We start from the raw sequence: 24,626 nt of genomic DNA, 5'->3' as shown, positions 1-24,626 counted from the left end.
CAGGGGACATCCGGGCCTTCGGGGAGGTCAGCGGGAAAAGCGCTTACTTGCAGACCTTGATCGTCTTGAAGATCACATTGCCGTAGTAGTCGTAGGCCTTGACCTTCTTGATGAAGCAGTGCGGCTTGTAGCCGTAGCTGTAGTAGCCGGCCTGCGAGGGGGCGGCGAAGGAGATGGCGGCAACGGCGGCGATGGCGGCGGAAACGATGATCTTGCGCATGGGGTCTCTCCTGATCTCTCTTTGGGGATGAGCCTCTCTCATCCGGTGATCAGAAGATCGCATAGCGCCCCGCCGCCCGCTGTTCCGCAGGAAACAAGCAAGAACTAACGGAACAGCCGCTCCACATAATCCCGCCCGAGCCCGACCTTCTCGTAGTGGTCGCGACAGAGAGCGATGTAGTTGTGCACATCGAAGAAACCGTCCGGCTCGCCCTTGTCGTCGAGCCAGATGAGCGGGCCCTTGACCTGGAAGAACACCTTCATCGGCTGCTCGTGCTCGTAGGCGACGAGCGTGTGGCCCTCGCCGGGCGTCTCGTAGACGAAATCGCCGGCCGTCGCCGTCCAGTCGTGCTCCAGATAGCCCCACTTGCCGGAGATCGTGTAGGCGAAGACCTCGTGCGGGTGGTAGTGGCGGTTCACCAGCCCTGCCTTCTTCGCCATGAGGATGTCGCACCACTTGTTCTGCGTCGGGGAGATCCACAGCGGACGGGAGGAGACGGTCTCGGTGAAGGGCACGTAGTAGCGCTCGTCGTCGGTCGGCGCGTTCTGAAGATAGACTTCCGGCAGGGCATCCGGCTGGAACACCTTGTCGATCGGCTTCAGGTCCTTCCAGAATTCGTTCGTGGCAAGCTCGGGCATGGCTTCTCCTCCTCGTGTGATGGTTCAGGCGCGGACCGCGATGTCGAGCAGCGCGAGCGTCCGCTTCGTCTCGATATGGTCGATCGCCTCGGCAAGCGCGCCGGCAAGGGCCGCGCCGTCGGTGACGCGCCTTGCATGGGCCCGGCTCGCCTCGGCGACCTTCACGAAATCCGGCACAGGCGAGAGCGCGGTCAGCGGCATGCGGTTGGTCTTCGCCGCATAGCCGTCCGGATAGAGGCCGAGCACCGACTGGCGCACCGCGCCCCATTCGGCATTGTTGACGATGAGGACGAGGATCGGCAGTTCCAGCGCCTCGGCGATCTGGTGGCAGGCGACGGGATTGGCGAACATGTAGGAGCCGTCGCCCATGGTGGCGACGACGAGCCGCCCGCGCCGCGCCAGCTGCATGCCGAGCGCGGCGGGAAAGCACCAGCCGAGCCCGCCGGAATGCGGCTCCTGATACCAGGCCTGGTGACGGGAGAGCGTCATCGGCGAAAGCGGGCAGCCGAGTTCGGAGAGCACGGTGGCATCCCGGCCCGCCAGCGCCTCGGAAAGCGTCAGGCTGACGAAATCCTTCGTCATCGGCGTGCCGCCCCCGCGCCGGGCCGCATCGAGCACGGCGGTGCGGGCTTTCCCGTTGCGTTCCGCCACTGCGGCGGCGCGGCTTTCCACCCGGGCGCGATGGGCGGGCAGCAGCGGGTCCATCGCCGCCTTCAGGGCAATGAGACCGGCATCGACATCGCCGGCCAGCGTCACGTCGGAGCGGAAGTAGCGCACCGGCTGGCGCTGGTAGAGCGGGTCCTGGGCGAGCTGGATGACCTTGCAGCCGGGCCGCAGCGCATGGGCATCCGGCGACCAGGGCGCCAGCGCATCGAGAACCAGCACCACGTCGGCCGCCTCCAGCAACGGCCCCGGATCGGCCTGCGCGGCCATCGGATGATCCGTCGCCATGGCAAGCTGCACGGCCCAGTACTGGCAGACGGGAATGCCCCATTCGCCTGCAAGCGCCGCAAGGGCGGCAAAACCCTCGGCCGAGCCGGCGCCGCGCTGCGCGAAGACCACCGGGTTCGCCGCCGCCGCCAGGAGGCGCGCGGCCTCCGCCACCGCTTCGGCCGGCGGCGCGGCGACGGCCGGCATCATCGTTGCGGGCGCTTCCAGCCCCTTCGTCGGACAGGACTGGCAGAGCACCTCGCGCGGCAGGCTCATATAGACCGGCCCGCGCGGCGTGGAACAGGCGATCGCATGCGCCCGGTCGACCATCTGCGGGATGTGCTCGGGAAAGCGCAGCTCGTCGTCCCACTTGCAGGCCTCGCGCACCAGCGCCGCCTGGTCGCGCATCTCCTGCCCCCAGCCGATCGGCACGGTGCGCGACCCCTTTCGTCCGCGCTCGGTGACCGGCGTGCGGCCGGAGAAGAGCAGGACCGGGACATGCTCCATCGCGGCGTTGATCGCGCCGATGGCGCAATTGGCAAGGCCGACATTGGTATGCGCCATCACCGCCTGGGCGCGGCCCGTCGCCAGATAATAACCGTGCGCCATGCCCATCGCCGCCGATTCGTGCGGCATGACGAGCGCCTGCGGCAGGGCGATTCCCTTCGCCTCCGCCTCGGCCAGGCCCTCGATGATCGGCGGGAAATCCGTGCCGGAATTGGCGAAGATATAGTCGATGCCGACCGCCTTCAGCCGGGCGAGCAGCGCACCGCCCGCCGTCATCGCCGGCGCCCCGGCAAGATCGTCTTCGCCCATCGGAACCTCCCCCGTCGTGCGGCAGCCTGCCCGCGGCCGCCGGTCTCCTCGAACCGGACGGCACAGGCCTCAGACCGCACTGTGACAGGCGGGACGGTGATGTAAAATGAAATGCCGGCCGCAACACATAACGAAAGCCGTATGAATTGCGCTTGGAGTTACGGAATTCCGGCCGCAAAACCGCTGCGCACTTTTGCTGGAATTCCTCTAGTGCAGCCCGCCGACGCCGAGCAGGGTTTCGACCGTGTGCCGGTCGGCGGAGAGCGCCGCCGGGGTGCCTGTCCAGGCGATGCGGCCGCGCTCCAGGATGATCACGTCGTCGGCGAAGTCGAGCGCGCTCTGGATGCGCTGCTCGACGATGAGGATGGTCATTTCGCCGGAGGCCGCGAGCGTGCCGAACGCCGCCATCAGCTCCTCGCAGATGACCGGGGCAAGGCCCTCCAGCGGCTCGTCGAGCAGGAGCACGGAGGGCTGGCCGAGGATGGTACGCGCCGTCGTCAGCATCTGCTGTTCGCCGCCGGAAAGCTGCGAGCCGAGGTTCCTGCGCCGCTCCTTGAGCCGCGGGAACATCTGGTAGGCGTCCTCGATGGCCCCGCGCGGACGGCCCTTCAGCCCGACGAAGAGGTTCTCCTCCACCGTCAGCGTCGGGAAGACGTCGCGCGACTGCGGCACATAGCCGAGACCCTTCAGGGCGCGGGCGGAGCTGCCGATGCCCTCGATCGCCTCGCCGCCGAGGCGGATCGCGCCGCCATAGCGCTTCGTCTGGCCGGCGAGCGTGGCGAAGAGCGTGGATTTTCCCATGCCGTTGCGGCCGAGCACGGCGAGCCTGCGGCCGGCATCGGCGGCGAAGGAGATGTCCTCCAGCACCCGCGTCGGGCCGTAGCCGGCGGAAAGGCCGGATATTTCAAGCGACGCTGCGGGCATCGGCATAACTCCCGAGATAGGCCTGGCGGACGCGGGCATCCTTCGTCACCGCGTCCGGCGATCCGTCGAAGATGATCTCGCCCGCCGCCAGCACGACGACGCGCCTTGCGAAGCGGAAGACGAGGTCCATGTCGTGCTCGATCATCAGCACGGCGAGGTCCGCCGGCAGGTCGGCGATCGCCTGCTCGATGCGCGCCGTATCGCTCTGCGGCACGCCGGCGGCGGGCTCGTCGAGCAGCAGGACCCGGGGCTTGAGCGCAAGGGCAAGCGCGAGCTCCAGGAGGCGTTGCTGGCCATAGGCGATCTCGCTGACGCGGTGGCGGGCAAGCTGGGCGATGCCGAGCCGGGCAAGAAGCGCATGGACCTCGTCCATCACGTCCGGCATGGCGCGGTGGCTGGCGAACATGCGGCCGGTCCGGCCCTCGCGCTGCAGGATGGCGAGCGCGACATGCTCCTCCGGCGTCATCTCGGAGAAGAGCCGCGTCACCTGGAAGGACCGCACGAGGCCGCGGCGCACGCGCTCCGTCGGCCCGAGGCGGGTGACATCCTCGCCGCCGAGCGCGACGGAGCCGGAATTCGGCAGGAGGTTGCCGGTGACGAGGTTGACGAAGGTCGTCTTGCCGGCACCGTTCGGGCCGATCAGCGCGACCCGGTCGCCCGGCGCCATCGAAAGGGAGACGTCGTTGGTGACGGCAAGGCCGCCGAAGGTCCGTTTCAGGTTGCGGACGTCGAAGATCGCGCTCATCGGTCCTTCCTCCCGCGGCGTTCGAGAAGGGCGGCGAGCGAGCCGTAGAGCCCCTTCGGCGCGAAGAGCACCACGGCGATCAGCAGCGCGCCGACGATGGTGAGCCAGTGGAACGGGTTGGCCGCCGAGACGACATCCTCGAACCACAGGAAGGAAAGCGTGCCGATCAGCGCGCCATAGAGCGAACCGGTGCCGCCGAGCACGAGCATGACGAGGGCTTCGGCCGAGAGCGTGAAGGACAGGCTGTCGAGGCCGACGACCTGGGTCGAGATGGCGTTGAGCGCCCCGCCCGCCCCGGCGACGGCGCCCGATATGGCATACATGCGGATCAGCGTGCCGTGCACCGAGGCGCCCATGGCGCGCACGCGCAGCGGATCCTGCTTGATGCCGCGGCAGAGCATGCCGAAGGGCGAGCGCACGATCTGGCGCAGGACGACGAAGGCGGCAATGAGCAGCACGATGCCGAAGACATAGGCCGTGCGGCCCCACAGGTCGAACGGATAGAGGCCGAAGACGGGATCCGGCATGATGCCGGCAAGGCCGTCGCTGCCGCCGGTCCAGCCGGACGCCTTGTTCGCCGCCTCATGGGCGAGGTGAATGATGGCGATGGAGAGCACGAGCTGCGGCAGGCCATGCGCCCGAAGCACGACGGCGCCGGAGACGAGGCCGGCGAGCGCGCCCGCGACCACGCCGACGGCCAGCATGGCGATCGGATCGGTGATGCCGAAATGGGCCGCCGCGATGCCCGCCCCATAGGCCCCCGCGCCGAACAGCGCGGCATGGCCGAGCGTCGCCACGCCGCAATAGCCGGTGACGAGGTCGAGCGAGAGGACCAGCAGCGCGATCGCCGTGATGCGCGTCAGCAGCGCGAGGTTGTTCGGGAAGAGGAGATAGCCGAGGACGGCGACCGCGAGGATGACGAGGACGCCGACCGCGTCGCGCGTCAGGCGGGCGCGGCGGTCCCGGGCGGTGGAGAGGGTTCCGGTGTTCATGGTGAGCGCCATCACTTCGCCCTTCCGGCAAGGCCGCGCGGGAAAATCCAGACGATGGCGATGACCGCGAGATAGAAGAAGAATTCGCCGAATTCCGGCATCAGGTAGCGTCCCGTCGTATCGATGGCGCCGAGCAGCAGGCAGGCGGCAAGGGCGCCGGGAATGGACCCCGCCCCGCCGACAGAGACGACGACGAGGAAGGTCACCATGTAGCGCAGCGCATAATAGGGTTCGATCGGCAGCAGCTCGGCGCCGACGACGCCGCCGAAGGCGGCAAGGCCGACCGCGACGGCGAAGCTGACGGCATAGACGACCTCGGTCTTCACGCCGAGGGCGGCGGCCATGGCCGCATTGTCGACGCTCGCGCGCAGCTTCACGCCGAAGGCGGTGCGCTCGATGAAATACCAGAGGCCGAGTGCGACCGCGGCGCCGCAGGCGATGACGAAGAGACGGTGCGCCGAGACCGTACGGAAGCCGAGGCTGACCGGCTCGCGCAGGCTGTCCGGCGTCGGGATGGTCTTGAGCGTCGGGCCGAAGACATAGTTGGCGATGCCGATGACGCAGAAGGTGATGCCGATGGTCATCAGTACCTGCGTCAGCTCCGGCTGGCTATAGATGCGGCGGTAGAGCAGGCGCTCGACGGGGATGGCGATGAGGATGGTGCCGACGACGGCGAGCATGACGGCGACGGCATAGGCAAGGCCGAGGTCGCGCGCGGCATAGGAGGCGATGTAGCCGCCGATCATCGCGAAGGCGCCATGCGCCAGGTTGACGACCCGCATCAGCCCCATCGTCACCGAGAGGCCGATGGAGATGACGAAGAGCACCATGCCGTAGGCGAGCGCATCGACGCCGATGCTGAAAACCGTTTGCATCAAACTATCCTGCTGTGGCCGGGCTTGCGGCCGTTTGTCCGGATATGCGGGTGGATCCTCGGGTCAGGCCCGAGGATGACGCAAGAAGAGAAGGCGGTGGATCAATGCAACGGTTCCGCTTGCCACAACGTCGGACGGGGTTCGCGACCTCTTCTCCCCGCCGTCATCCTCGGGCTCGCCCCAAGGATCCACCCGCCTGACGCAAGAAGAGAAGGACGGTGGATCAATGCGACGGTTCCGCTTGCCGCAACGTCGGATGGGGTTCGCAACCTCTCCTCCCCGCCGTCATCCTCGGGCCTGACCCGAGGATCCACCCGCCCGGCGCAAAACACGTTACTTCGCCGCCGCAAGGCCCGGGTCGCCCTGCTTCTCGAAGGTCTGGACCTCCTTGTTGTAATAGGTCCCGTCGTCGGCCTTGGCCACTTCGCGCAGATAGATGTTCTGCGTGATATGGCGGCTTTCCGCATCGATCGTCACCGGCCCGCGCGGGCTTTCCCAGGAAAGGCCCTTGACGGCCTCGACCGCCTTGGCCGCGTCCTGCTCGCCGCCCGTCGCCTCGATCATCTTGTAGATGACATGCATGCCGTCATAGGCGCCGACTGCGGGGAAGGAGAGCTCCGCCGGGTTGCCGATCGCCTTGCCGGCGGCCTCGACGAATTTCTTGTTCTCCGCCGAATCGTGCGAGACGGCATAGTGGAAGGTGGTCGTGAGACCGAGCGCCGCCTCGCCGAGCGCCGGCAGGTCGGATTCCTGCGTCAGGTCGCCGGGGGCGAAGAACTTGACGCCGCCGGCCTTGAGGCCGTTCTCGTTGAAGGCCTTGACGAAGCCGAGCGTCGTCGGGCCGGAGGGCAGGAAGGCGAAGACGCCCTCGGCGCCCGAATCCTTGATGCGCTGCATGATCGGCGAGAAATCGTTGGTCTGGAGCGGCATGCGGATCGCCTCGACGATCTCGCCGCCCGCCGCCTCGAAGCCCGCCTTGAAGGCGGCTTCCGCGTCGACGCCCGGCCCGTAGTCGCTGACGACGGAGATGACCTTCCTGGTGCCGCCGTCGAAGGCGACCTTGGCGATCGGCGTCGAGGTCTGCCAGGTGGTGAAGGAGGTGCGCACCACATAGGGGCTCTTGGTGACGATGGCGGAGGTCGCCGCGTTCATCACCACCATGGGCACGTTCGCCTGTTCGAGCAGCGGGGTGGCGGCCATGGCATCCGGCGTGAAGTAGAATCCGGCTAAGTACTGCACGCCCTCCTTGACGACGAGCTCCTGCGACAGCGCCTTGGACTGGGCCGGATCGGCGGTCGGGATGTCGCGGTAGATCACCTCGATCGTATCGTCGCCGACCGCGTTGCCGTTCAGCGCCATATAGGCGTCGATACCCGCCTTGAAGTTCTTGCCCTGCAGCGCGAAGGGGCCGGAGAACGGCCCGACGACGCCGACCTTGATCGTATCGGCATGGGCGACGCTGCCCATCAGCACAGCCGCCAGCGCGGCGATCGCGACATGTTTCATGTTTTCCTCCCTGAAAGGCCGGTCTCCCGCCGGTGCCCGATCCTGTCCCAAACTGGATTTTTGTCAGATTGACAGATGAAACGGTAATGTAAAATGAAAAGGTATGGCCATTTCATAACTTAGGAGTTATTAAAATACCTCAGGCGGCACCCAGTCGGCGAAGCGACGACAGCAGCGTGTCGGCAAGGCGGAGGGCAGCGCCGGCGGCGACCACCATCTGCGGCAGGATCAGCCATTCGAGCGTCCAGGCCGAGCCGGAACGCTCCTGCTCGTGCACCATCGCCTGCGCCAGGCCGCCGAGCTGCGCCGCGTTGAACCGGGCAAGCGTGACCAGAACTTCGGCGGCGACCGGGTTCTGCTTGTGCGGCATGGCGGAGGAACCGCCGCCGCCGGCGAGCGCGATCTCGTCGCCCCGGTCGGCCAGAAGGGCGACGTCCTGCCCGATCTTTCCGAGGCTGCCGGTGATGCCGGAAAGGAGGGCGGCCAGATCCAGGATGCGGTCCCGCTGGCTATGCCATTGCGGGGCGTCGGCAAGGCCGAGGTTGCGGGCAAGCGCGGCGCGCACGGCCGGTGCTTTCTCGCCCAGTTTCTCCAGCGTGCCCGCCGCGCCGCCGAACTGCACGGCAAGCCCCTCCTCCATCAGGCCCGTCACGCGCGTGCGATGGCGCTCCAGCGGCGCGCGCCAGGCGCCGACGCGGTCCGCCACGGTGACGGGGATGGCGGCCTGCATGCGGGTACGCCCCATCAGTTCCCGGTCGCCGAAGGTGGCGGCGAGGCCATCGAGCACGCCGGCCAGCCCTCCCAGCCGTTTTTCAAGGACGGGCAAGACGCGGGAGAGGCGCAGCATCAGCCCGCTGTCGACGACATCCTGGCTGGTCGCGCCGACATGCACATGCCGGCCATGCGGCTCGCCGACGGCGGCGCGGAGCTGGCGAACGAAGTCGGGCACCACCACGCCGTCACGGGCGGTGGCGGCCCTGAGACTGGCGACGTCGGGCGAGAAGCGGTGCGCAACAGCCTCGATCGCCCCGGCCGCGTCCGCCGGGATGACGCCCGCCTCCGCCTCGGCCCTGGCCAGCGCCACCTCGAAGGCCAGCATGGCCTCGAGTTCCGCCGCGACGGAAAACAGCGCCGCCACCGCCTCGTCGCCGAGGAGGCCGGAGAGATAGGGATGGTCGAAGGGCGAGACGGTCATGGGGCGCTCTTTTGCGATGGGAAGCGCGTGGATCCTCGGGTCGAGCCCGAGGATGACGAAAGAAGAGAGGTTTGTCGTCAAACCAACGGCATCGCATGCCGCATCGTTCATGAGGTCCGTGACCTCTCCTCCCCTCCGTCATCCTCGGGCTCGACCCGAGGATCCACGCGGCAGGTGACGAGCTTAACACACAGCCTAGATATCGAAGAACACCGTTTCCTTCTCGCCCTGCAGGTGGATGTCGAAGCGGTAGCTGTCGCCGTCCGCCGCCGCGATCAGCGTCGGCACGCGCACGCGGTGCTCGATGCGGGCGAGCACCGGGTCCTCGGCATTGGCCGCCGCCTCGTCGCCGAAATAGAGGCGCGTGTTGAGGCCGAGATTGATGCCGCGGGCGACGATCCAGAACGAGACGTGCGGCGCCATCAGGCGGCCGTCCCTGAAGGGCACGCGGCCGGGCTTGACGGTCTCGAAGCGGTATTCGCCGTTCTCTCCGTCAGTGGCCGAGCGGCCCCAGCCGGAAAAATTGGGATCGGCGCTGCCGCGCAGCTCCGAGGGGCTGTTGTAGAGGCCGGCCGCATCCGCCTGCCAGATCTCGATCAGCGCGTCCTTCAGCGGCGTGCCGGTGCCGTCGAGCACCCGACCGGTGATGGTGATGCGCCGGCCGAGCGTCCTGTCGTTCACCATGGTCGCGCCGAGATCGCTCTCGTAGACGCCGGTGATGCCGGAAAAATTCGGCGTGAGGCCGATATGGACATAAGGCCCCGCCGTCTGCGAGGCGCTTTCCTTGAGGGTACCGAGCGGCTGCACCATCAGTTGCCCTCCATCCGGTTCTCGAAAAGCGTCGAGCGGCGGCCGCGCAGCACGATGTCGAACTTGTAGGCGCGCGCATCCATGGGGATCGTGTTGCCCCAGTCGAGCGCGGCGACCAGCTGCTCGATCGCCGCCCTGTCCGGGATCGTCTGCACGATGGGACATTTCCAGATCATCGGGTCGCCCTCGAAATACATCTGCGTGATCAGCCGCTGGGCAAAGCCGTGGCCGAAGACGGAGAAATGGATATGCGCCGGTCGCCAGTCGTTGACGCCGTTCGGCCAGGGATAGGGCCCGGGCTTGACGGTGCGGAAGGCATAGTGGCCGTCCTCGTCGGTGATGGTGCGCCCGCAACCGCCGAAATTCGGATCGAGCGGGGCGAGGTAGCTCTCCTTCTTGTGGCGGTAGCGCCCGCCGGCATTGGCCTGCCAGAATTCGAGCAGCGCGCCTGCCACCGGCCGCGCCCGCTCGTCAAGCACCCGGCCGTGCACGATGATGCGCTCGCCGATCGCGCTTTCGCCGGGTTTTGCGAAATTGTGGATCAGGTCGTTGTCGAGCTCGCCGAGCATCGCATGGCCGAAGACCGGGCCGGTGATCTCAGAGACCGTGCCGTCGAGCGAGAGCAAGGCCTTCTGCGGCGAGCGCAGCACCGAGGTCTTGTAGCCCGGCGTCAGGCCCGGCGGGTGCCACAGGCGATCGCGGGAGAAGAAGGCGCCCGTCTCGGGCTTGCGATTGGAAAGGTCCGTCATGGTTCCCTCAGGCCGCCTTTTCGGCGTCCATGTCCTCGAAGACGTGCTTGGCGATCCTGATCGCCCGGTTGGCCGCCGGCACGCCGGCATAGATCGCCACATGCAGAAGCGCCTCGGCGATATCCTCGCGGCTCGCGCCGGTATTGACGGTGGCGCGCACATGCATCGCCACCTCCTCGTCATGGCCGAGCGCGGCCAGCAGCGCGATCGTCACCATGGAGCGCTCGCGCATCGTCCAGCCGGGCCGCGACCAGACCGTGCCCCAGGCCGCTTCGGTGATCAGCTCCTGGAAGGGCTGGTCGAAGGCGGTGGCGCCGGAGGAGGCGCGGTCGACATGGCTGTCGCCGAGCACCGCGCGCCGGGTCACCATGCCCTGGCGGTAGCGGTCGGAAAAGGTATGCGCATCAGCCATGTGGCTCGTCTCCGGCAGGTAGGGTGGCGATGAAGGCGCGGATCATCTCCGTCAGCATTTCCGGCTGCTCGACGCAGGGAATGTGCCCGGCGTCCTTGATGACCTCGTAGCGGGCGCCGGCAATCAGCTTTGCCATGGACAGCACGACATCCGGCGGCGTCGAGCCGTCCTGGTCGCCGACGACGCAGAGCGTCGGCACGGCGAGGCGTTCCGTCGAATGGGTGAGGTCGGCATCGCGCAGCGCCGCGCAGGTGGCGGCATAGCCGACCGCGGACTGGCGGGTGAGCATGTTGCGGTAGCCGTGATAGGCCGCGTTTTCCGGACGGCGGAAGGCCGGCGTGAACCAGCGCTCCATGACGGCGTCGGCAAGGCTTTCGATACCCTTCGCCTCGACGCTTTCGATGCGCGCGTTCCACATCTCGGCCGTGCCGATCTTGTGCGCGGTGTCGCAGAGCACCAGCGCCCGGACGAGGTCCGGCCGCTTCGCCGCAAGCCCCTGCGCGATCATGCCGCCGACGGAAAGGCCGCAGATGACGGCGTCCTTCACGTCGAGCCGGTCGAGCAGCGCGGCGAGATCGAGGACGTGGTCGTCGATCGAATAGGGCACCTGGCCGAGATCGGACAGGCCATGGCCACGCTTGTCGTAGGTGACGATGGGAAAGTCGCCGGCGAGGCGCACGACGACATCGCGCCAGATGCGGAAGTCGGTGCCGAGCGAATTGGCAAAGACGATCACCGGCCGGCCCGCCGGCCCGCCGATCAGCTGATGGTGCAAGATGACGTCGTTGACGGTTGCGAACTGCACTTCTGTCTCCTCCCGTTTCCGCAGATTGGCCCCTTGATCTGGTTAGGTAAAATGATATTTCATGCCGTTTCGTTAACTTGAGGGTTATGAGAGCCGTGATCGACAGCCGCGTCAAGTTCCGCCATCTGCAGACCTTTGTCGAGGTGGCCCGCCAGAGAAGCGTGATGAAGGCGGCGGAGATCCTGCATGTCAGCCAGCCCGCCGTGACGAAGACGATCCGCGAGCTGGAGGAGGTTCTCGGCGTCGCCGTCTTCGAGCGCGAGGGGCGCGGCATCAAGATCACCCGGCATGGCGAGGTCTTCCTCAAGCATGCCGGTGCGGTGCTGGCGGCGCTCCGGCAGGGCTTCGATTCGGTCTCGCAGGCGCTTTCCGGCGATGCCCCGCCGATCCGCATCGGCGCCCTGCCCACCGTCTCCACGCGCATCATGCCGAAGGCGATGGCACTGTTCCTCGCAGAGGAGACGGGCGCGCGCATCAAGATCGTCACGGGCGAAAACGCGGTTCTGCTGGAACAGCTGCGCGTCGGGGACCTCGACCTCGTCGTCGGGCGCCTTGCCGCGCCGGAGAAGATGGCCGGCTTCTCCTTCGAGCATCTCTATTCGGAAAAGGTGGTGTTCTGCGTGCGCGCCGGCCATCCGCTGCTTGCCGGCGGCTCGGCCTTTGCCGGGCTCGACGCCTATCCCGTGCTGATGCCGACGCGCGCCTCGATCATCCGCCCCTTCGTCGAAAGCTTCCTGATCGCCAACGGCATTGCCGGGCTGGCGAACCAGATCGAGACCGTGTCCGACGCCTTCGGCCGCGCCTTCGTGCGCGAGAGCGATGCGATCTGGATCATCTCCGAAGGGGTCGTGGCGGCGGATATCGCCGATGGCGCGCTCGCGGCCCTGCCGATCGACACGAGCGGCACGAAAGGCCCCGTCGGCCTCACCATGCGCACCGACGCCGTGCCGTCCATGCCGCTGTCGATCCTCATCCAGACCATCCGCGAGGTGGCGGGCAAGGTATCGCCCGCGGCTTGAGCCTCCTTCTCCCCTCGGCTAGGAGGGGTGCATGACAAGCGAACTCGCCCCCTTCCGCACCGCGATCGTCGCGCTTCATCCCGATCTGGCGGATGCCGCCTTCCGGCTGCTGCCGGGCGGCTGGCATTCGCGTGCGGTGGCGGTGGACGAGCGCCGCGTCTTCAAGTTCCCGCAGGGCGAGGCGGCGGAGCGGGCGCTGCGCCGCGAGGCCTCCATCCTCGCCGCCATCCGCCCGCACCTTGCGATGCGCGTTCCGGGCCTTCGCCTCCACGAGGGCGCGCCGCTCTTTTCCGAACACGCGATCATCCCCGGCGACCACCTGGAAACCGCACGCTACGAGACGCTGCCGGAGACGGCGCGAGGGGCGCTCGGCGAGACGCTCGCCCGCTTCTATGCGCAGCTGCACGCCCTCCCCCGCCCGCTGATGGAGGCGGCCGGCGCGCGGCCGGTCGAGCGCTGGCTGGATGCCGATGCCATCGCGGCAAGGGCCCTGCCGCTGCTGCCGGAAGACCTCTTTGGCTTTGCGAACGAAACCCTTTCCGGCTGGCGCGCGCTCCCGCCGGATCCCCACGGCGAAACCTACGGCTTCTTCGACGGCCACGGCTGGAACATGGCCTTCGACCACGCCGCCGGACGGCTCAACGGCATCTACGATTTCGCCGATTCCGGTTTCGGCCCGCTGCACCAGGACTTCATCTACACGAACTTCATCAGCCCCGACCTCACCGCCCGGATCGCGGACGGCTACGAGCGGCTGACGGGCCGGACGCTCGATCGTGGCCGCATCCACCTCCTGACCGGCGTGCACCGGCTCTGGGAACTCGCGGCTCTTGCCGAGGCGCCGGAGCACCATGCGACGATGATCGCCTCCGTCGCCGCCTGGGCGGCGCGTCAGTAGGGCAGGCCCACATAGTTTTCCGCCAGCACCGTTTCGGCCGCGCGGGAATGGGTGAGATAGTCGAGCTCGGCCTCCTGGATCTTCTCGTCGAAATCGCCGGTCCCGGGAAAACGGTGCAGCATGCTTGTCATCCACCAGGAGAAGCGCACGGCCTTCCAGACCCGGGCGAGCGCCCTTGCCGAATAGGCGTCAAGGCCGGCCCCGGAGCGCTCCCGGTAGTGCTCCAGGAGGCCCGAGAAGAGATAGTGCACGTCGCTTGCGGCAAGGTTCAGCCCCTTGGCGCCCGTCGGCGGCACGATATGGGCGGCGTCGCCGACGAGGAACAGCCGGCCGAACCGCATCGGCTCGGCGACGAAGGAGCGCAACGGCGCGATCGACGTCTCGAAGCTCGGCCCGGTGACCAGCGCCTCGCCGTGATGGGCGGGAAGGCGGCGGCGCAGCTCGTCCCAGAAGCGCGCATCGGGCCAGGCCTCGATCCTCTCGTCGAGCGCGCACTGGAGATAGTAGCGGCTGCGGGTCGGCGAGCGCATGGAACAGAGGGCGAAGCCGCGCGGATGGTTGGCATAGACCAGCTCCTCGCTGACCGGCGGCACCTCGGCGAGAAGGCCGAGCCAGCCGAAGGGATAGACCTTCTCGAAGGTGCGGATCGCCTGTTCCGGCACGGCCTTGCGGCTGGCGCCGTGGAAGCCGTCGCAGCCGGCGATGAAGTCGCAGTCGATCCGGTGGGTGGCGCCGTCCTTCTCGTAGGTGACGCAGGGCGCCGCGCCGTCGAAGGCGTGCGGCGTGACATTCGCCGCTTCGTGGATGGTCAACCGGCCGTCGGCTTCCCGCTGCTCGATGAGGTCGCACGTCAGCTCCGTCTGGCCATAGACCATGACGCGCTTGCCGCCGGTGAGATCGAAAAGGTCGATGCGGTGGTCGCGGCCGTCGAAGGCGAGCGAGAAGCCGTCATGCGGCAGGCCCTCGGCATGCATGCGCGCACCGACGCCGGCCTTGTCGAGCAGCGCGACCGTGCCCTCCTCCAGCACGCCGGCCCGCACACGGCCGAGGATATGCGCGCGGCTCGACCGGTCGAGGATCGCCGTCTCGATGCCGGCATTGCCGAGCAGCTGGCCGAGCAACAGGCCCGACGGACCCGACCCGATGATGACGACCTGAACGCGCATAGTGACCTCCCGAACTGGCATTTCGCAAATTGTCGGCGGGAAGGGCGGCGCCGGGCAATGGACGGATCGGCCATGAACTTGTACAAATCGAACATCGCAAGACAGCGGCACCAGGATGAAGCGACCGGCCCCGACCTACGATCTCTATGGCGAAAAGGCCGGAAACGGTCCGGATTTCTGGTTGCACTGCGAAACGATCCCCTCGCGCAGCAGCCTGCATCGCTATGAGATCGGCCTGCACCGGCACGAGAGCTTCTTCCAGATCCTGTATATTTCCGCCGGTTCGGGCGATGCGCTGTTCGAGGACCGGCGCTTGACGCTGGCCCCGCCCGCCATCGCCACGGTGCCGCCGGCGCTCGACCACGGCTTCCGGTTTTCCCGCGATGTCGACGGCCATGTCTTCACCCTGCTCGCCTCGCACCTGCGCCTTGCCGGCGAGGCCGGGCGCTTCGTTTCCGAGCCGCGCGTGACGCCGCTCGATCCCGGCGATGCGGACGGCGCCTTCGTGCTTTCGACGCTCGGGCGGCTTGCCGCCGAATGGACGACGCGGCGAAGCGGGCGCACCGACCTGATGCAGGCCTATCTGGTCTCGGTGCTGACGCTTGCCGCACGGCTCTGGAGCCGGGGCGAGACGGCAGGCGACGCCGGCGAGGCGGCGCGGCGCATGGAGCACCTCAACGGGTTGATCCAGCAGCATTTCCGCGGCCAGAAGCCGGCCGGTTTCTATGCCGGCGAACTCGGCATCTCGCCGACGCATCTCAACCGCATCGTCAAGGCCGCGACGGGCCTGACGGCCCACGCCTATATCGGCCGCAAGCTGATCGACGAGGCGAAGCGCGAACTCGTCTTCACCGAGGCGCCGGCGCAGGAGATCGCGCTTGGCCTCGGTTTTGCCGACCCCGCCTATTTTTCCCGCTACTTCCTGCGCGAGACCGGCGAGACGCCGCGCGCCTGGCGGCTGCGGGAGCGGGCGCGGCTTTCCGCTCAGGCGTCGGAATAACGCTCCTCGGCCCAGGGATCGCCGCGCATGTGATAGCCGTTGCGCTCCCAGAACCCGGCCTGGTCACCGGGCAGGAAATCGATGCGCGTCAGCCACTTGGCGCTCTTCCAGAAATAGAGATGCGGCACGACGAGGCGCATCGGCCCGCCATGCTCGACGGAGAGCGGCCGGCCCTCCCAATGGGTGGCGAGGATGGCGTCCTCGGCGGCGAAATCGGCAAGCGGCAGGTTTGTCGTATAGCCGTCATAGCTCGTCAGCATGACGAAATTCGCCTCCGGCCGCGGCATGACGCGGTCGAGCAGGTCGCGCGTGGCGACACCCTCCCAGCGGTTGTCGTAGCGCGACCAGGTGGTCACGCAATGGATGTCGGAAAGTCTTTGGCTCTGCGGCAGCGCCAGGAACTCCGCCCAGCCGAAGGATTGCGGGTTTTCCGCGCCGCCCTTCACATCGAGCCGCCAGCTTTCCGGGCGGATCACCGGCTGCTGGCCGAGATCGAGCACCGGCCAGTTCGTCACGAGATGCTGGCCCGGCGGCAGGCGGTCGGTCCCGGGCCGGGAAACACGGCCCGTGAGGAACCTGCCCTCGTCCGCCCAGCGGCGTTTCGTGCGGGTGAGCTTGCTGTCGTCGTCGCTCATGGCGGCCTCCTGCTGCGGTGCAAAAGGTGGGGCCGCGACCTTGCTTCTGTCAAGATCGGCTCCCGGCAGGGCCGGTTGGCACATCCGCGCAGGGCCAGCCCCAGAACCGCTGCGCACGTTTGCCGGCATTGCTCCAGCTTCTTGCTTTTGCCGCATTGTCCGACGCCGAAGCGACGTCGCTTCGGCTGGAAATGCTTTAGGCGAGCACCGGCCGCAGCGCTGCCTGCACCTCGCGCATTGCCGGCAGGTAGCGCGTCACCATGTCCTCCGCCGAGGCATGGGCCGCCGGGGCGCCGATATTGAGTGCGGCGACGACGCGGCCACGGGCATTTTCCAGCGGCACGGCGATGGAGCGCAGCCCGATCTCCAGCTCCTGGTCGATCAGGGCAAAGCCGTTCTGCCGCACCCGGGCGAATTCCTCCATCAGCGCTTCCGGCTCCGTCTTCGTGTAGGGGGTGTTCGCCTTGCGGTCGGAGGCCTCGACGATCGCCCGCGCCTCGGCTTCCGGGAGCGCCGCCAGGAGCACGCGGCCCATCGAGGCGCAATAGGCCGGCAGGCGCGAGCCCGGCGTCAGGTTGATCGACATGACCCGCTTCTGCGCCGCGCGCGCCACATAGACGATCTCCACCCCGTCCAGCACGGAAACGGAGGCGCTCTGGCCGACCTTCTCCGAGAGCTGGTCGAGATAGGGCTGCACCAGCCGCGGCAGGGGCGTCGCCGAGAGATAGGCATGGCCGAGGCGCAGGATCTTCGGCGTCAGCTCGAAGAACTTGCCGTCATAGGCGGCATAACCGAGCTCGGCCAGCGTCAAGAGGCAGCGCCGCGCCGTCGCCCGGTCGAGGCCGGTCTCCTTCGAGACATCCGTGATGGTGAGGCGGGGCTTTGCCTCGCCGAAGGCCTCGATGACCGTCAGCCCCTTGGCGAACCCCCCGACGAAATCCGTTTCCCGCATTGTTGTCTCCTCTCGGCCAGCCGGCCCGGCTTGTGCATGTTGCAGGGCACCCCGCCTCCATTCTGTCTCCGCCCTCTCCTCCGTCATGCCCGGGCCTGACCCGAGCATCCACGGCCACGGGTGCCGCGTGAATCCTCGGCTCAAGGCCGAGGGTGACGGCGGAACGTGCAGTGAGCGACGCGCCGCATCCATAACGCTTCCATTTATTTTGTGCGATATATGAACAAAAGTCAATTATCGCACAAACCGGATTGTCGATTTCCCCGTTTGGATTTACCTCTGTTGCCGACAACGGGAGATTTTGCATGGACAAGACCCTCAGCAGTCTTGAGGCCGCCGTATCGTGCATCGGCGACGGCTCGGTCGTGATGATTGGCGGCTTCGGCGGCTCGGGCGCACCGATCGAGCTGATCCACGCCCTGATCGACAGGGGTCCGAAGGACCTCACCGTCATCAACAACAATGCCGGCAACGGCCGCATCGGCATTGCCGCGATGATCGACGCCGGCATGGTCAGGAAGATGATCTGCTCCTTCCCGCGCTCGACCGATCCGCGCGCCTTCACCGACCGGTATCTCGCCGGAAAGATCGAGTTGGAGCTGGTGCCGCAGGGCACGCTCGCCGAGCGCATCCGCGCCGGCGGCGCCGGCATCCCCGCCTTCTACACGCCGACGAGCTACGGCACGGAGCTCGCTAAGGGCAAGCCGGTCGCCGAATTCGACGGCCGCATGTACGTGCAGGAGCGCTGGCTGAAGGCGGATGTCGCGCTGATCAAGGCGCATGTCGGCGATACGCACGGCAACCTCACCTACAACAAGGCTGCCCGCAATTTCAGCCCGCTGATGTGCATGGCCGCGGCGAAGACCATCGTGCAGGTCTCGAAGCTGGTGCCGCCCGGCGGCATCGACCCCGAGCATGTCGTCACCCCCGGCATCTTTGTCGACGGCCTCGTCGAGGTTGCCGATCCCAAGCAGGAAGAAGACCTCATCCGCGCAGGAGTGGCCTACGCATGACCGTCGATACGCACCCCATGAACACCCGCGAGGACATAAAACTCTCCAACGCCCAGATCGCCTGGCGCGCCGCACAGGACATTTTCGACGGCGCCTATGTCAACCTCGGCATCGGTTTCCCGGAAATGGTCGCCCGCTACCAGCCCGAGGGTCGGTCGGCGATCTTCCACACGGAGAACGGCATCCTCGACTTCGGCGAGGCCCCGCCGGAAGGCGAGGAGGACTGGGACCTGATCAATGCCGGCAAGAAGGCCGTGACGCTGAAGCCGGGTTCGGCCTTCTTCCACCATGCCGACAGCTTTGCCATGGTGCGCGGCGGCCATCTCGACGTCGCCATCCTCGGCGCCTACCAGGTGGCCGAGAACGGCGACCTCGCCAACTGGCGCGTCGGCTCCAAGGGCGTTCCGGCCGTCGGCGGGGCGATGGACCTCGTGCATGGCGCAAAACAGGTCGTCGTCATCACCGAGCACGTCACCAGGAACGGCGAGCCGAAGCTCGTCGAGCGCTGCACCTTCCCGCTCACCGGCGTCGGCTGCATCACCCGCATCTATACCAGCCATGCCGTCATCGACGTTTCGGGCGGCCGCTTCGTGCTGCGCGAGAAGCTGCCGGGCATGACGGTCGAGGAGCTGCAGGCGATGACCGGCACGAAACTGCATGTCGACGGCGATGTCGCCGATCTCGTCGTGCCGCAACTCTAGAACAGTGTTGTACGCACTTCCGGCCGCAAAGCCGCTACGCACGTCTGCTGGAACTGCTTGAGGGGAACACCATGGCTGAGGCCTATATCTGCGACTACATCCGCACGCCCATCGGCCGCTTCGGCGGTGCGCTTTCCTCCGTGCGTGCCGATGATCTCGGCGCCATCCCGCTGAAGGCGCTGATGGCGCGCAATGCCGGCATCGACTGGGAGGCCGTCGACGACGTCATCTTCGGCTGCGCCAACCAGGCGGGCGAGGACAACCGCAATGTCGCCCGCATGTCCGCGCTCTTGGCGGGCCTGCCCGTCTCCGTCTCCGGCACGACGATCAACCGCCTCTGCGGCTCCGGCATGGACGCGGTCATCGCCGCCGCCCGCGCCATCAAGGCCGGCGAGGCGGAGCTTTTCATCGCCGGCGGCGTGGAGAGCATGAGCCGCGCGCCCTTCGTCATGCCCAAGGCGGAGACGGCCTTCTCGCGCAATGCCGAGATCCACGACACCACCATCGGCTGGCGCTTCGTCAATCCCGTGATGAAGAAGCAGTACGGCGTCGATTCCATGCCGGAGACCGGCGAGAACGTCGCCGAGGATTTTTCCATCTCGCGTGAGGACCAGGACGCCTTCGCCGTTCGCTCGCAGGCGAAAGCTGCCGCCGCGCAGGCGAACGGGCGGCTGGCAAGGGAGATCACCCCCGTCACCATCCCGCAGCGGAAGGGCGATCCGGTCGTGGTCGAGAAGGACGAGCATCCGCGCGCGACGACCATCGAGGCGCTCGCCAGGCTCGGAACACCCTTCAGGAAGGAAGGCGGCACGGTGACGGCGGGCAATGCGTCGGGTGTCAACGACGGCGCGGCGGCGCTGGTCATCGCCTCGGAAGCGGCGGTCAAGAAGTACGGCCTCACCCCCATCGCCCGCATCCTCGGCGGCGCGATGGCAGGTGTACCGCCGCGCATCATGGGCATCGGCCCGGTCGCGGCCACGCAGCGCCTCTGCGCCCGCCTCGGCCTCACACCCGCCGACTTCGACGTGATCGAACTCAACGAGGCCTTCGCCTCCCAGGGCCTGGCGACGCTCCGCGCTCTCGGCATTGCCGACGACGCCGGCCACGTCAATCCGAACGGCGGCGCCATCGCGCTGGGCCACCCGCTCGGCATGTCCGGCGCCCGCATCACCGGCACCGCAGCGCTGGAACTCAGCCTCACCGGAAAGAAACGATCGCTCTCCACCATGTGCATCGGCGTCGGGCAGGGCATCGCCGTCGCGCTCGAACGGGTCTGACGGACGTTCACCACTCTTGCCGCCGCCGCGAGCCCCCCTCTGCCCTGCCGGGCATCTCCCTCAAGGGGGGGAGATTGAATGGGGGACCGTCTCGCCCACCTTCAGCGGTGCCGGTTAAGCAAGGTTTTCGCGTCTTGCCAATCTCCCCCTTGAGGGGGAGATGCCCGGCAGGGCAGAGGGGGGTAGATCGGGCCACCGCGGCGCTCCTCCCCTCACGCAAGTCTTGCCCCAGGCAATCCAACATTGACAGCACCTCCGGGCTCCTGCACCCATGCGGACCGTACTTCTCGCATCGATGACGGGTCCGCCATGTCCAAGACCACCCGCGCCACCCAGGCCCTTGCCAAGGCCGGCGTTTCCTTCACCGTCCATACCTACGACTACGACCCCGATGCCGACCGCGTCGGCATCCAGGCGGCCGAGGCGCTGGGGGAGGATCCGGGCCGGGTGCTGAAGACGCTGATGGCGGAGGTGGACGGCAAGCCGGTCTGCGTCATCGTGCCGTCGGACCGCGAGGTCAGCATGAAGAAGCTGGCGAGCGCCTTCAGGGGCAAGTCGGCCAACATGATGAAGCCGGCGGATGCCGAGCGGCTGACGGGCTTCGTCGTCGGCGGCATCAGCCCGTTCGGCCAGAAGAAGCCGGTGCCGGCCGCGATCGAGGAGGCGGCGCTGGTCCATGACCGGGTCTACATGAACGGCGGGCAGCGCGGCCTGCAGGTGCGCCTTGCCCCGCGCGACGCGCTGGCGGCGCTGAAGGCGATCGCCGCAGCCGTCATCGCCTGATTGCGCCTTCTCTTTCGGCGCCGGGCACACTAAGTTTCCTTCATCCGAAGAGAACAGACAGGCATGCCATGACCTATCCCGCCAATTCCGCCCCCGCCGTCGATCCGCAAAAGCTCGACAAGCTCGCCGAAGTCGCCGTGCGTGTCGGCCTTCAGCTCCAGAAGGGGCAGGATCTCGTGATGACGGCGCCCATCGCCGCCCTGCCGCTCGCCCGCCTCATCACCAAGCACGCCTATAAGGCGGGCGCCGGCCTCGTCAGCACCTTCTATGCCGACGAGGAAGCGACGCTCGCCCGCTACCACCATGCGCCCGACGAAAGCTTCGACCGGGCCAGCGACTGGCTCTACGAGGGCATGGCCAAGGCCTATGCCAACGGCGCCGCGCGCCTTGCCATTGCCGGCGACAACCCGATGCTGCTCTCCGGCGAGGACCCGGCCAAGGTCGCGCGCGCCAACAAGGCGAATTCCATGGCCTACAAGCCCGCGCTGGAGAAGATCGCCAATTTCGACATCAACTGGAACATCGTCTCCTATCCGAACCCGTCCTGGGCCAGGCAGGTATTCCCGAACGACCCGGAAGACGTGGCGGTCGAAAAGCTCGCCAATGCCATCTTCGCCGCCTCGCGCGTCGACGTCGCCGATCCCGTCGCCGCCTGGGCGGCGCACAATGCGGGCCTTGCCAGGCGCTCGGCCTGGCTGAACGGCGAGCGCTTTGCCGCGCTGCACTTCACGGGGCCGGGCACGGACCTCACCGTGGGGCTGGCGGACGGCCACGAATGGCACGGCGGCGCCTCGACGGCCAAGAACGGCATCACCTGCAACCCGAACATCCCGACGGAAGAGGTCTTCACCACGCCGCATGCCCTGCGCGTCGAGGGCCATGTCTCCTCCACCAAGCCGCTCTCCCACCAGGGCACGCTGATCGACGACATCCAGGTGCGCTTCGAGGGCGGCCGGATCGTCGAGGCGAAGGCATCGAAGGGCGAGGCGGTGCTGAACAAGGTGCTGGACACCGACGAGGGCGCGCGCCGGCTCGGCGAGGTCGCCCTCGTGCCGCATTCCTCGCCGATCTCGGAAAGCGGCATCCTCTTCTACAACACGCTGTTCGACGAGAACGCCTCCTGCCATATCGCGCTCGGCCAGTGCTATTCGAAATGCTTCCTCAACGGGGCGAGCCTGACGCCGGATCAGATCCGCGCGCAGGGCGGCAATGAAAGCCTCATCCATATCGACTGGATGATCGGCTCGGACAAGGTGGACATCGACGGCGTGCGCGCCGATGGCAGCCGCGTTCCCGTCATGCGCGGCGGCGAGTGGGCATGACCCATCTCGGCGTGATCGGCGGCGGCGGATGGCTGGCCGGGGCCCTGCTCCGGCCGGTGCTGGCCGACCGTCTCGTCATGCCGGCCGAACTCGTGCTGTCCTCGCGCTCGGGCAACATTTCAGGCTTCGAGGCCTGGCCGGGCGTGCACATGACGACGGACAACGCGATCCTCGTCGATGCCTGCGACATCATCGTCCTGTCCGTGCGCCCCGGCGATCTCGACGAGATCGACGTCGACCTGCGCGGGCGCTTCGTCATCTCCGTCATGGCGGGGGTGACGGTGGAGGAAATCGGCGACCGTTTCGGTGCCCGGCGCATCGTGCGGGCGATGCCGAATGCCTGCGCCGAGCAGCGCCTCTCCTTCACGCCCTGGTGCATGACCGACGACGTGCGCGATCCGGAGGCGGATTTCGCGCGGCGCTTCTTTGCCGCCTCGGGCCGGCCGCATTTCATCACCGACGAGCAGGAACTCGACTATTTCACCGCGCTCACCGGATCGGGCGCGGCCTTTCCGGCGCTGATGGCGGATGCGATGATCCGCCATGCGATCGAGGCTGGCATCGGCCCGGAGACGGCGGTCCTTGCGGTGCGCCAGCTCTTCCTCGGCGCCGCCACGCAGATGGCGAGCGTCAGCGACACGCCGGCCGATATCGTGGAGCTGTTCATGGAGTACCATGGCACCACGGCGGCCGGACTTTCCGCGATGATCGACGCCGATCTCGCCCATGCCGTCTTCAGCGGGCTGACGGCCGCGCGCCGGCGGGCGCAGGACGGCGCGGACTGACCTTGCCCGGCGCCGGGCGGGCGGCCTGGGCCTGCTGGCTGAGCCAAACGCTTCCAAGCACCACGATCATGCCGACGACCTGCAGGAGGCCGAGATCCTGCCCGAGCAGCACCCAGCCGAGCACGACGGCGACGAGGGGGCTCAGGAAGCCGAGCGGCGAGATCGTCGCCGGGTCGAGCCGTGCGAGGCCGCGGAACCACACGATATAGGTGAGCGCCGCGCCGATCAGGCCGAGATAGAGGAAACCGAGCAGGTTTTCCGCCGTCGGCGCCGGCAGGGCCGGCTCGAACCAGAGCGCCACCGGCACCAGCAGCAGGCCGCCCGCGGTGAGCTGCCATGCGGTGAAGGTGAGCGGCGGCACCGGCGGCTTCCAATGGTGCGACAGCACCGTGCCGAAGGCCATGGCGACCGCGCCGGCAAGACCAGCGGCAATCCCGATCGGATCGAGGGCCGCCGAGGGCGTCAGCACCAGCAGCGCCACCCCGCCGATGCCGGCAAGGCCGGCGAAGACGGCGAGCGGCCGCACCGCCGTGCCGATCACGGCGCGGGAAAGCCCGAGCACGATCAGCGGCTGGATGGCGCCGACCGTCGCGGCGACCCCGCCCGGCAGGCGATAGGCCGAGACGAACAGCATCGCCCAGAAGAACGAGAAGTTCAGCGCGCCGAGCAGGACGGTCCGCGGCCACCACACACCCTGCGGCAGGCACCGGACGAGGAGAAGCAGGAGAAGCCCCGCCGGCAGCGCCCGCAGCATGGCGACGGTGAGCGGATAGCCGGCCGGCAGAAGCTCTGTGGTGACGATATAGGTGCTGCCCCAGATGGCCGGGGCGGTCGCGGTGAGAAGGACGTCGGAGGCGCGGGACATAATTATCTCCAAACAAAGAATCTTGATGTCAAGATATATCATTTTATCTTGACGTCAAGACAACGGCGCCGTTAAGTCGCGCCATGGATCACGTCGACAGAATTCTCGCCCAGTGGAACCGCGAACGGCCGGACCTCGATGTCGAGCCGATGGGCCTGCTCGGCCGCCTCGCGCGGCTACGCACCCATCTTGCCCGGGAAACCGAGAAGGCGCTGGCGGCGCACGGGCTGAACGCCGCGAGCTTCGACGTGCTGGCGACCCTGCGCCGCGCCGGTCCGCCCTACCGGCTTTCGCCGGGTGACCTGCTCGCCACCACCATGGTCAGCTCGGGCACGATGACCAACCGGCTCGACCAGCTCGAAAAGGCGGGCCTCATCGAACGCGCGCACAATCCCGAGGACCGGCGCAGCGTCATCATCGCGCTGACGCCGAAGGGTTTCGCGCTGGTCGATGCGGCGGTGACGGCCCATGTGGAGAACCAGCATCGCCTGCTGGAGGCGCTCGGCACGGAAGACCGCGCGGCGCTGGACGGCCTGTTGCGAAAGTTCCTGGCCGCGTTCGAATAGCACAGTTCCGCATTTCTCCGACGCCGG

General features: G+C 67.7%; 27 protein-coding genes. 10 read left to right on the top strand and 17 right to left on the bottom strand.

What is annotated here, in order from left to right; translation table 11 throughout:
* Positions 1-43 precede the first annotated feature (43 nt).
* From AABQ55_RS03940 to pcaD, 13 genes are all read right to left on the bottom strand, one after another.
* Positions 44-220, bottom strand: coding sequence for a hypothetical protein (locus tag AABQ55_RS03940; protein ID WP_168168893.1), 177 nt, complete (start codon positions 218-220; stop codon positions 44-46).
* Positions 221-324: 104 nt separating this feature from the next.
* Positions 325-858 (bottom strand): 2,4'-dihydroxyacetophenone dioxygenase family protein, encoded by a 534-nt coding sequence (locus AABQ55_RS03935; protein ID WP_272807334.1) that lies wholly within the window; start codon positions 856-858, stop codon positions 325-327.
* 24 nt (positions 859-882) lie between these two features.
* Entirely contained in the window at positions 883-2,604 is a 1,722-nt protein-coding gene (locus AABQ55_RS03930) for a thiamine pyrophosphate-requiring protein (protein ID WP_272807333.1), read from the bottom strand.
* A 207-nt stretch (positions 2,605-2,811) separates the two neighbouring features.
* The gene (locus AABQ55_RS03925; RefSeq protein ID WP_272807332.1) at positions 2,812-3,528 is read right to left on the bottom strand and encodes an ABC transporter ATP-binding protein; all 717 of its coding nucleotides are present in this window, start codon (positions 3,526-3,528) and stop codon (positions 2,812-2,814) included.
* On the bottom strand, positions 3,509-4,273 hold the full coding sequence (locus AABQ55_RS03920; protein WP_272807331.1) for an ABC transporter ATP-binding protein: 765 nt from the start codon (positions 4,271-4,273) through the stop codon (positions 3,509-3,511). Before AABQ55_RS03920 ends, AABQ55_RS03925 begins: the two co-directional genes overlap by 20 nt.
* On the bottom strand, positions 4,270-5,265 hold the full coding sequence (locus AABQ55_RS03915; RefSeq protein WP_272807330.1) for a branched-chain amino acid ABC transporter permease: 996 nt from the start codon (positions 5,263-5,265) through the stop codon (positions 4,270-4,272). The genes AABQ55_RS03920 and AABQ55_RS03915 overlap by 4 nt, the downstream gene beginning before the upstream one ends.
* An 11-nt stretch (positions 5,266-5,276) precedes the next feature.
* On the bottom strand, positions 5,277-6,140 hold the full coding sequence (locus AABQ55_RS03910) for a branched-chain amino acid ABC transporter permease (RefSeq protein ID WP_272807329.1): 864 nt from the start codon (positions 6,138-6,140) through the stop codon (positions 5,277-5,279).
* A 333-nt stretch (positions 6,141-6,473) separates the two neighbouring features.
* A complete protein-coding gene (locus AABQ55_RS03905; protein WP_272807328.1) occupies positions 6,474-7,646 on the bottom strand; it encodes an ABC transporter substrate-binding protein in 1,173 nt (390 codons plus the stop codon).
* A gap of 139 nt (positions 7,647-7,785) precedes the next feature.
* A complete protein-coding gene (locus AABQ55_RS03900) occupies positions 7,786-8,841 on the bottom strand; it encodes a 3-carboxy-cis,cis-muconate cycloisomerase (protein ID WP_272807327.1) in 1,056 nt (351 codons plus the stop codon).
* Between the two features lie 195 nt (positions 8,842-9,036).
* Entirely contained in the window at positions 9,037-9,651 is a 615-nt protein-coding gene (pcaG, locus tag AABQ55_RS03895) for a protocatechuate 3,4-dioxygenase subunit alpha (protein ID WP_272807326.1), read from the bottom strand.
* On the bottom strand, positions 9,651-10,400 hold the full coding sequence (gene pcaH / locus AABQ55_RS03890; protein WP_272807325.1) for a protocatechuate 3,4-dioxygenase subunit beta: 750 nt from the start codon (positions 10,398-10,400) through the stop codon (positions 9,651-9,653). Before pcaH ends, pcaG begins: the two co-directional genes overlap by 1 nt.
* Positions 10,401-10,407: 7 nt before the next feature.
* Positions 10,408-10,812: a 4-carboxymuconolactone decarboxylase gene (pcaC, locus tag AABQ55_RS03885; protein WP_272807324.1), complete on the bottom strand. Its 405-nt coding sequence runs from the start codon at positions 10,810-10,812 to the stop codon at positions 10,408-10,410.
* The gene (pcaD, locus tag AABQ55_RS03880; protein ID WP_272807323.1) at positions 10,805-11,617 is read right to left on the bottom strand and encodes a 3-oxoadipate enol-lactonase; all 813 of its coding nucleotides are present in this window, start codon (positions 11,615-11,617) and stop codon (positions 10,805-10,807) included. The genes pcaC and pcaD overlap by 8 nt, the downstream gene beginning before the upstream one ends.
* Before the next feature lie 95 nt (positions 11,618-11,712).
* On the opposite strand from pcaD, the gene pcaQ reads away from it, so the two are divergent.
* Together pcaQ and AABQ55_RS03870 are read left to right on the top strand one after the other, a co-directional pair.
* Positions 11,713-12,636: a pca operon transcription factor PcaQ gene (pcaQ, locus tag AABQ55_RS03875; protein ID WP_245083295.1), complete on the top strand. Its 924-nt coding sequence runs from the start codon at positions 11,713-11,715 to the stop codon at positions 12,634-12,636.
* 31 nt (positions 12,637-12,667) lie between these two features.
* A complete protein-coding gene (locus AABQ55_RS03870) occupies positions 12,668-13,534 on the top strand; it encodes a phosphotransferase family protein (RefSeq protein ID WP_272807322.1) in 867 nt (288 codons plus the stop codon).
* Here AABQ55_RS03870 and pobA read toward each other — a convergent pair.
* On the bottom strand, positions 13,528-14,700 hold the full coding sequence (pobA, locus tag AABQ55_RS03865) for a 4-hydroxybenzoate 3-monooxygenase (protein WP_272807321.1): 1,173 nt from the start codon (positions 14,698-14,700) through the stop codon (positions 13,528-13,530). The genes AABQ55_RS03870 and pobA overlap by 7 nt on opposite strands.
* A gap of 115 nt (positions 14,701-14,815) precedes the next feature.
* Here pobA and AABQ55_RS03860 point away from each other — a divergent pair, with 115 nt between their 5' ends.
* Positions 14,816-15,700, top strand: a complete 885-nt coding sequence (locus tag AABQ55_RS03860) for a helix-turn-helix domain-containing protein (protein ID WP_272807320.1) — start codon at positions 14,816-14,818, stop codon at positions 15,698-15,700.
* Here AABQ55_RS03860 and AABQ55_RS03855 read toward each other — a convergent pair.
* Entirely contained in the window at positions 15,685-16,335 is a 651-nt protein-coding gene (locus tag AABQ55_RS03855; RefSeq protein ID WP_245083282.1) for a sulfite oxidase-like oxidoreductase, read from the bottom strand. The two genes, AABQ55_RS03860 and AABQ55_RS03855, sit on opposite strands and share 16 nt — an antisense overlap.
* Positions 16,336-16,531: 196 nt before the next feature.
* A complete protein-coding gene (locus AABQ55_RS03850) occupies positions 16,532-17,287 on the bottom strand; it encodes an IclR family transcriptional regulator (RefSeq protein WP_245083279.1) in 756 nt (251 codons plus the stop codon).
* Between the two features lie 305 nt (positions 17,288-17,592).
* Here AABQ55_RS03850 and AABQ55_RS03845 point away from each other — a divergent pair, with 305 nt between their 5' ends.
* The 6 genes from AABQ55_RS03845 to AABQ55_RS03820 all read left to right on the top strand — a co-directional run bounded on the left by AABQ55_RS03845 (position 17,593) and on the right by AABQ55_RS03820 (position 23,168).
* Entirely contained in the window at positions 17,593-18,300 is a 708-nt protein-coding gene (locus tag AABQ55_RS03845; protein ID WP_272807319.1) for a 3-oxoacid CoA-transferase subunit A, read from the top strand.
* Complete coding sequence (locus AABQ55_RS03840; protein WP_272804776.1) at positions 18,297-19,001, top strand: CoA transferase subunit B; 705 nt, start codon at positions 18,297-18,299, stop codon at positions 18,999-19,001. Before AABQ55_RS03845 ends, AABQ55_RS03840 begins: the two co-directional genes overlap by 4 nt.
* 71 nt (positions 19,002-19,072) lie before the next feature.
* Entirely contained in the window at positions 19,073-20,278 is a 1,206-nt protein-coding gene (gene pcaF, locus AABQ55_RS03835; protein WP_272804777.1) for a 3-oxoadipyl-CoA thiolase, read from the top strand.
* Positions 20,279-20,587: 309 nt separating this feature from the next.
* Positions 20,588-21,061: a Cys-tRNA(Pro) deacylase gene (ybaK, locus tag AABQ55_RS03830; RefSeq protein WP_272807318.1), complete on the top strand. Its 474-nt coding sequence runs from the start codon at positions 20,588-20,590 to the stop codon at positions 21,059-21,061.
* 68 nt (positions 21,062-21,129) lie between these two features.
* A complete protein-coding gene (locus AABQ55_RS03825) occupies positions 21,130-22,383 on the top strand; it encodes an aminopeptidase (RefSeq protein ID WP_272807317.1) in 1,254 nt (417 codons plus the stop codon).
* Positions 22,380-23,168: a pyrroline-5-carboxylate reductase family protein gene (locus AABQ55_RS03820; protein WP_272807316.1), complete on the top strand. Its 789-nt coding sequence runs from the start codon at positions 22,380-22,382 to the stop codon at positions 23,166-23,168. Before AABQ55_RS03825 ends, AABQ55_RS03820 begins: the two co-directional genes overlap by 4 nt.
* Here the strand turns inward: AABQ55_RS03820 and AABQ55_RS03815 are convergent.
* On the bottom strand, positions 23,119-24,033 hold the full coding sequence (locus tag AABQ55_RS03815) for an EamA family transporter (RefSeq protein ID WP_443021139.1): 915 nt from the start codon (positions 24,031-24,033) through the stop codon (positions 23,119-23,121). The two genes, AABQ55_RS03820 and AABQ55_RS03815, sit on opposite strands and share 50 nt — an antisense overlap.
* 83 nt (positions 24,034-24,116) lie before the next feature.
* Here AABQ55_RS03815 and AABQ55_RS03810 point away from each other — a divergent pair, with 83 nt between their 5' ends.
* A complete protein-coding gene (locus AABQ55_RS03810) occupies positions 24,117-24,599 on the top strand; it encodes a MarR family winged helix-turn-helix transcriptional regulator (protein WP_272807314.1) in 483 nt (160 codons plus the stop codon).
* Positions 24,600-24,626: the final 27 nt, after the last annotated feature.

Source organism: Shinella sp. WSD5-1 (assembly GCF_963942435.1).
GTDB lineage: Bacteria > Pseudomonadota > Alphaproteobacteria > Rhizobiales > Rhizobiaceae > Shinella > Shinella yambaruensis.
The sequence above is the reverse complement of the archived record's forward strand: the minus strand, read 5'-3'. Positions and strand labels throughout refer to the sequence as shown.

Coding starts and splice junctions, on each gene's coding strand:
- AABQ55_RS03940 (WP_168168893.1), bottom strand. CDS start 220: ATGCGCAAGATCATCGTTTCCGCCGCCATCGCCGCCGTTGCCGCCATC.
- AABQ55_RS03935 (WP_272807334.1), bottom strand. CDS start 858: ATGCCCGAGCTTGCCACGAACGAATTCTGGAAGGACCTGAAGCCGATC.
- AABQ55_RS03930 (WP_272807333.1), bottom strand. CDS start 2,604: ATGGGCGAAGACGATCTTGCCGGGGCGCCGGCGATGACGGCGGGCGGT.
- AABQ55_RS03925 (WP_272807332.1), bottom strand. CDS start 3,528: ATGCCCGCAGCGTCGCTTGAAATATCCGGCCTTTCCGCCGGCTACGGC.
- AABQ55_RS03920 (WP_272807331.1), bottom strand. CDS start 4,273: ATGAGCGCGATCTTCGACGTCCGCAACCTGAAACGGACCTTCGGCGGC.
- AABQ55_RS03915 (WP_272807330.1), bottom strand. CDS start 5,265: ATGAACACCGGAACCCTCTCCACCGCCCGGGACCGCCGCGCCCGCCTG.
- AABQ55_RS03910 (WP_272807329.1), bottom strand. CDS start 6,140: ATGCAAACGGTTTTCAGCATCGGCGTCGATGCGCTCGCCTACGGCATG.
- AABQ55_RS03905 (WP_272807328.1), bottom strand. CDS start 7,646: ATGAAACATGTCGCGATCGCCGCGCTGGCGGCTGTGCTGATGGGCAGC.
- AABQ55_RS03900 (WP_272807327.1), bottom strand. CDS start 8,841: ATGACCGTCTCGCCCTTCGACCATCCCTATCTCTCCGGCCTCCTCGGC.
- pcaG (WP_272807326.1), bottom strand. CDS start 9,651: ATGGTGCAGCCGCTCGGTACCCTCAAGGAAAGCGCCTCGCAGACGGCG.
- pcaH (WP_272807325.1), bottom strand. CDS start 10,400: ATGACGGACCTTTCCAATCGCAAGCCCGAGACGGGCGCCTTCTTCTCC.
- pcaC (WP_272807324.1), bottom strand. CDS start 10,812: ATGGCTGATGCGCATACCTTTTCCGACCGCTACCGCCAGGGCATGGTG.
- AABQ55_RS03870 (WP_272807322.1), top strand. CDS start 12,668: ATGACAAGCGAACTCGCCCCCTTCCGCACCGCGATCGTCGCGCTTCAT.
- pobA (WP_272807321.1), bottom strand. CDS start 14,700: ATGCGCGTTCAGGTCGTCATCATCGGGTCGGGTCCGTCGGGCCTGTTG.
- AABQ55_RS03860 (WP_272807320.1), top strand. CDS start 14,816: ATGAAGCGACCGGCCCCGACCTACGATCTCTATGGCGAAAAGGCCGGA.
- AABQ55_RS03855 (WP_245083282.1), bottom strand. CDS start 16,335: ATGAGCGACGACGACAGCAAGCTCACCCGCACGAAACGCCGCTGGGCG.
- AABQ55_RS03850 (WP_245083279.1), bottom strand. CDS start 17,287: ATGCGGGAAACGGATTTCGTCGGGGGGTTCGCCAAGGGGCTGACGGTC.
- AABQ55_RS03845 (WP_272807319.1), top strand. CDS start 17,593: ATGGACAAGACCCTCAGCAGTCTTGAGGCCGCCGTATCGTGCATCGGC.
- AABQ55_RS03840 (WP_272804776.1), top strand. CDS start 18,297: ATGACCGTCGATACGCACCCCATGAACACCCGCGAGGACATAAAACTC.
- pcaF (WP_272804777.1), top strand. CDS start 19,073: ATGGCTGAGGCCTATATCTGCGACTACATCCGCACGCCCATCGGCCGC.
- ybaK (WP_272807318.1), top strand. CDS start 20,588: ATGTCCAAGACCACCCGCGCCACCCAGGCCCTTGCCAAGGCCGGCGTT.
- AABQ55_RS03825 (WP_272807317.1), top strand. CDS start 21,130: ATGACCTATCCCGCCAATTCCGCCCCCGCCGTCGATCCGCAAAAGCTC.
- AABQ55_RS03820 (WP_272807316.1), top strand. CDS start 22,380: ATGACCCATCTCGGCGTGATCGGCGGCGGCGGATGGCTGGCCGGGGCC.
- AABQ55_RS03815 (WP_443021139.1), bottom strand. CDS start 24,033: ATGTCCCGCGCCTCCGACGTCCTTCTCACCGCGACCGCCCCGGCCATC.
- AABQ55_RS03810 (WP_272807314.1), top strand. CDS start 24,117: ATGGATCACGTCGACAGAATTCTCGCCCAGTGGAACCGCGAACGGCCG.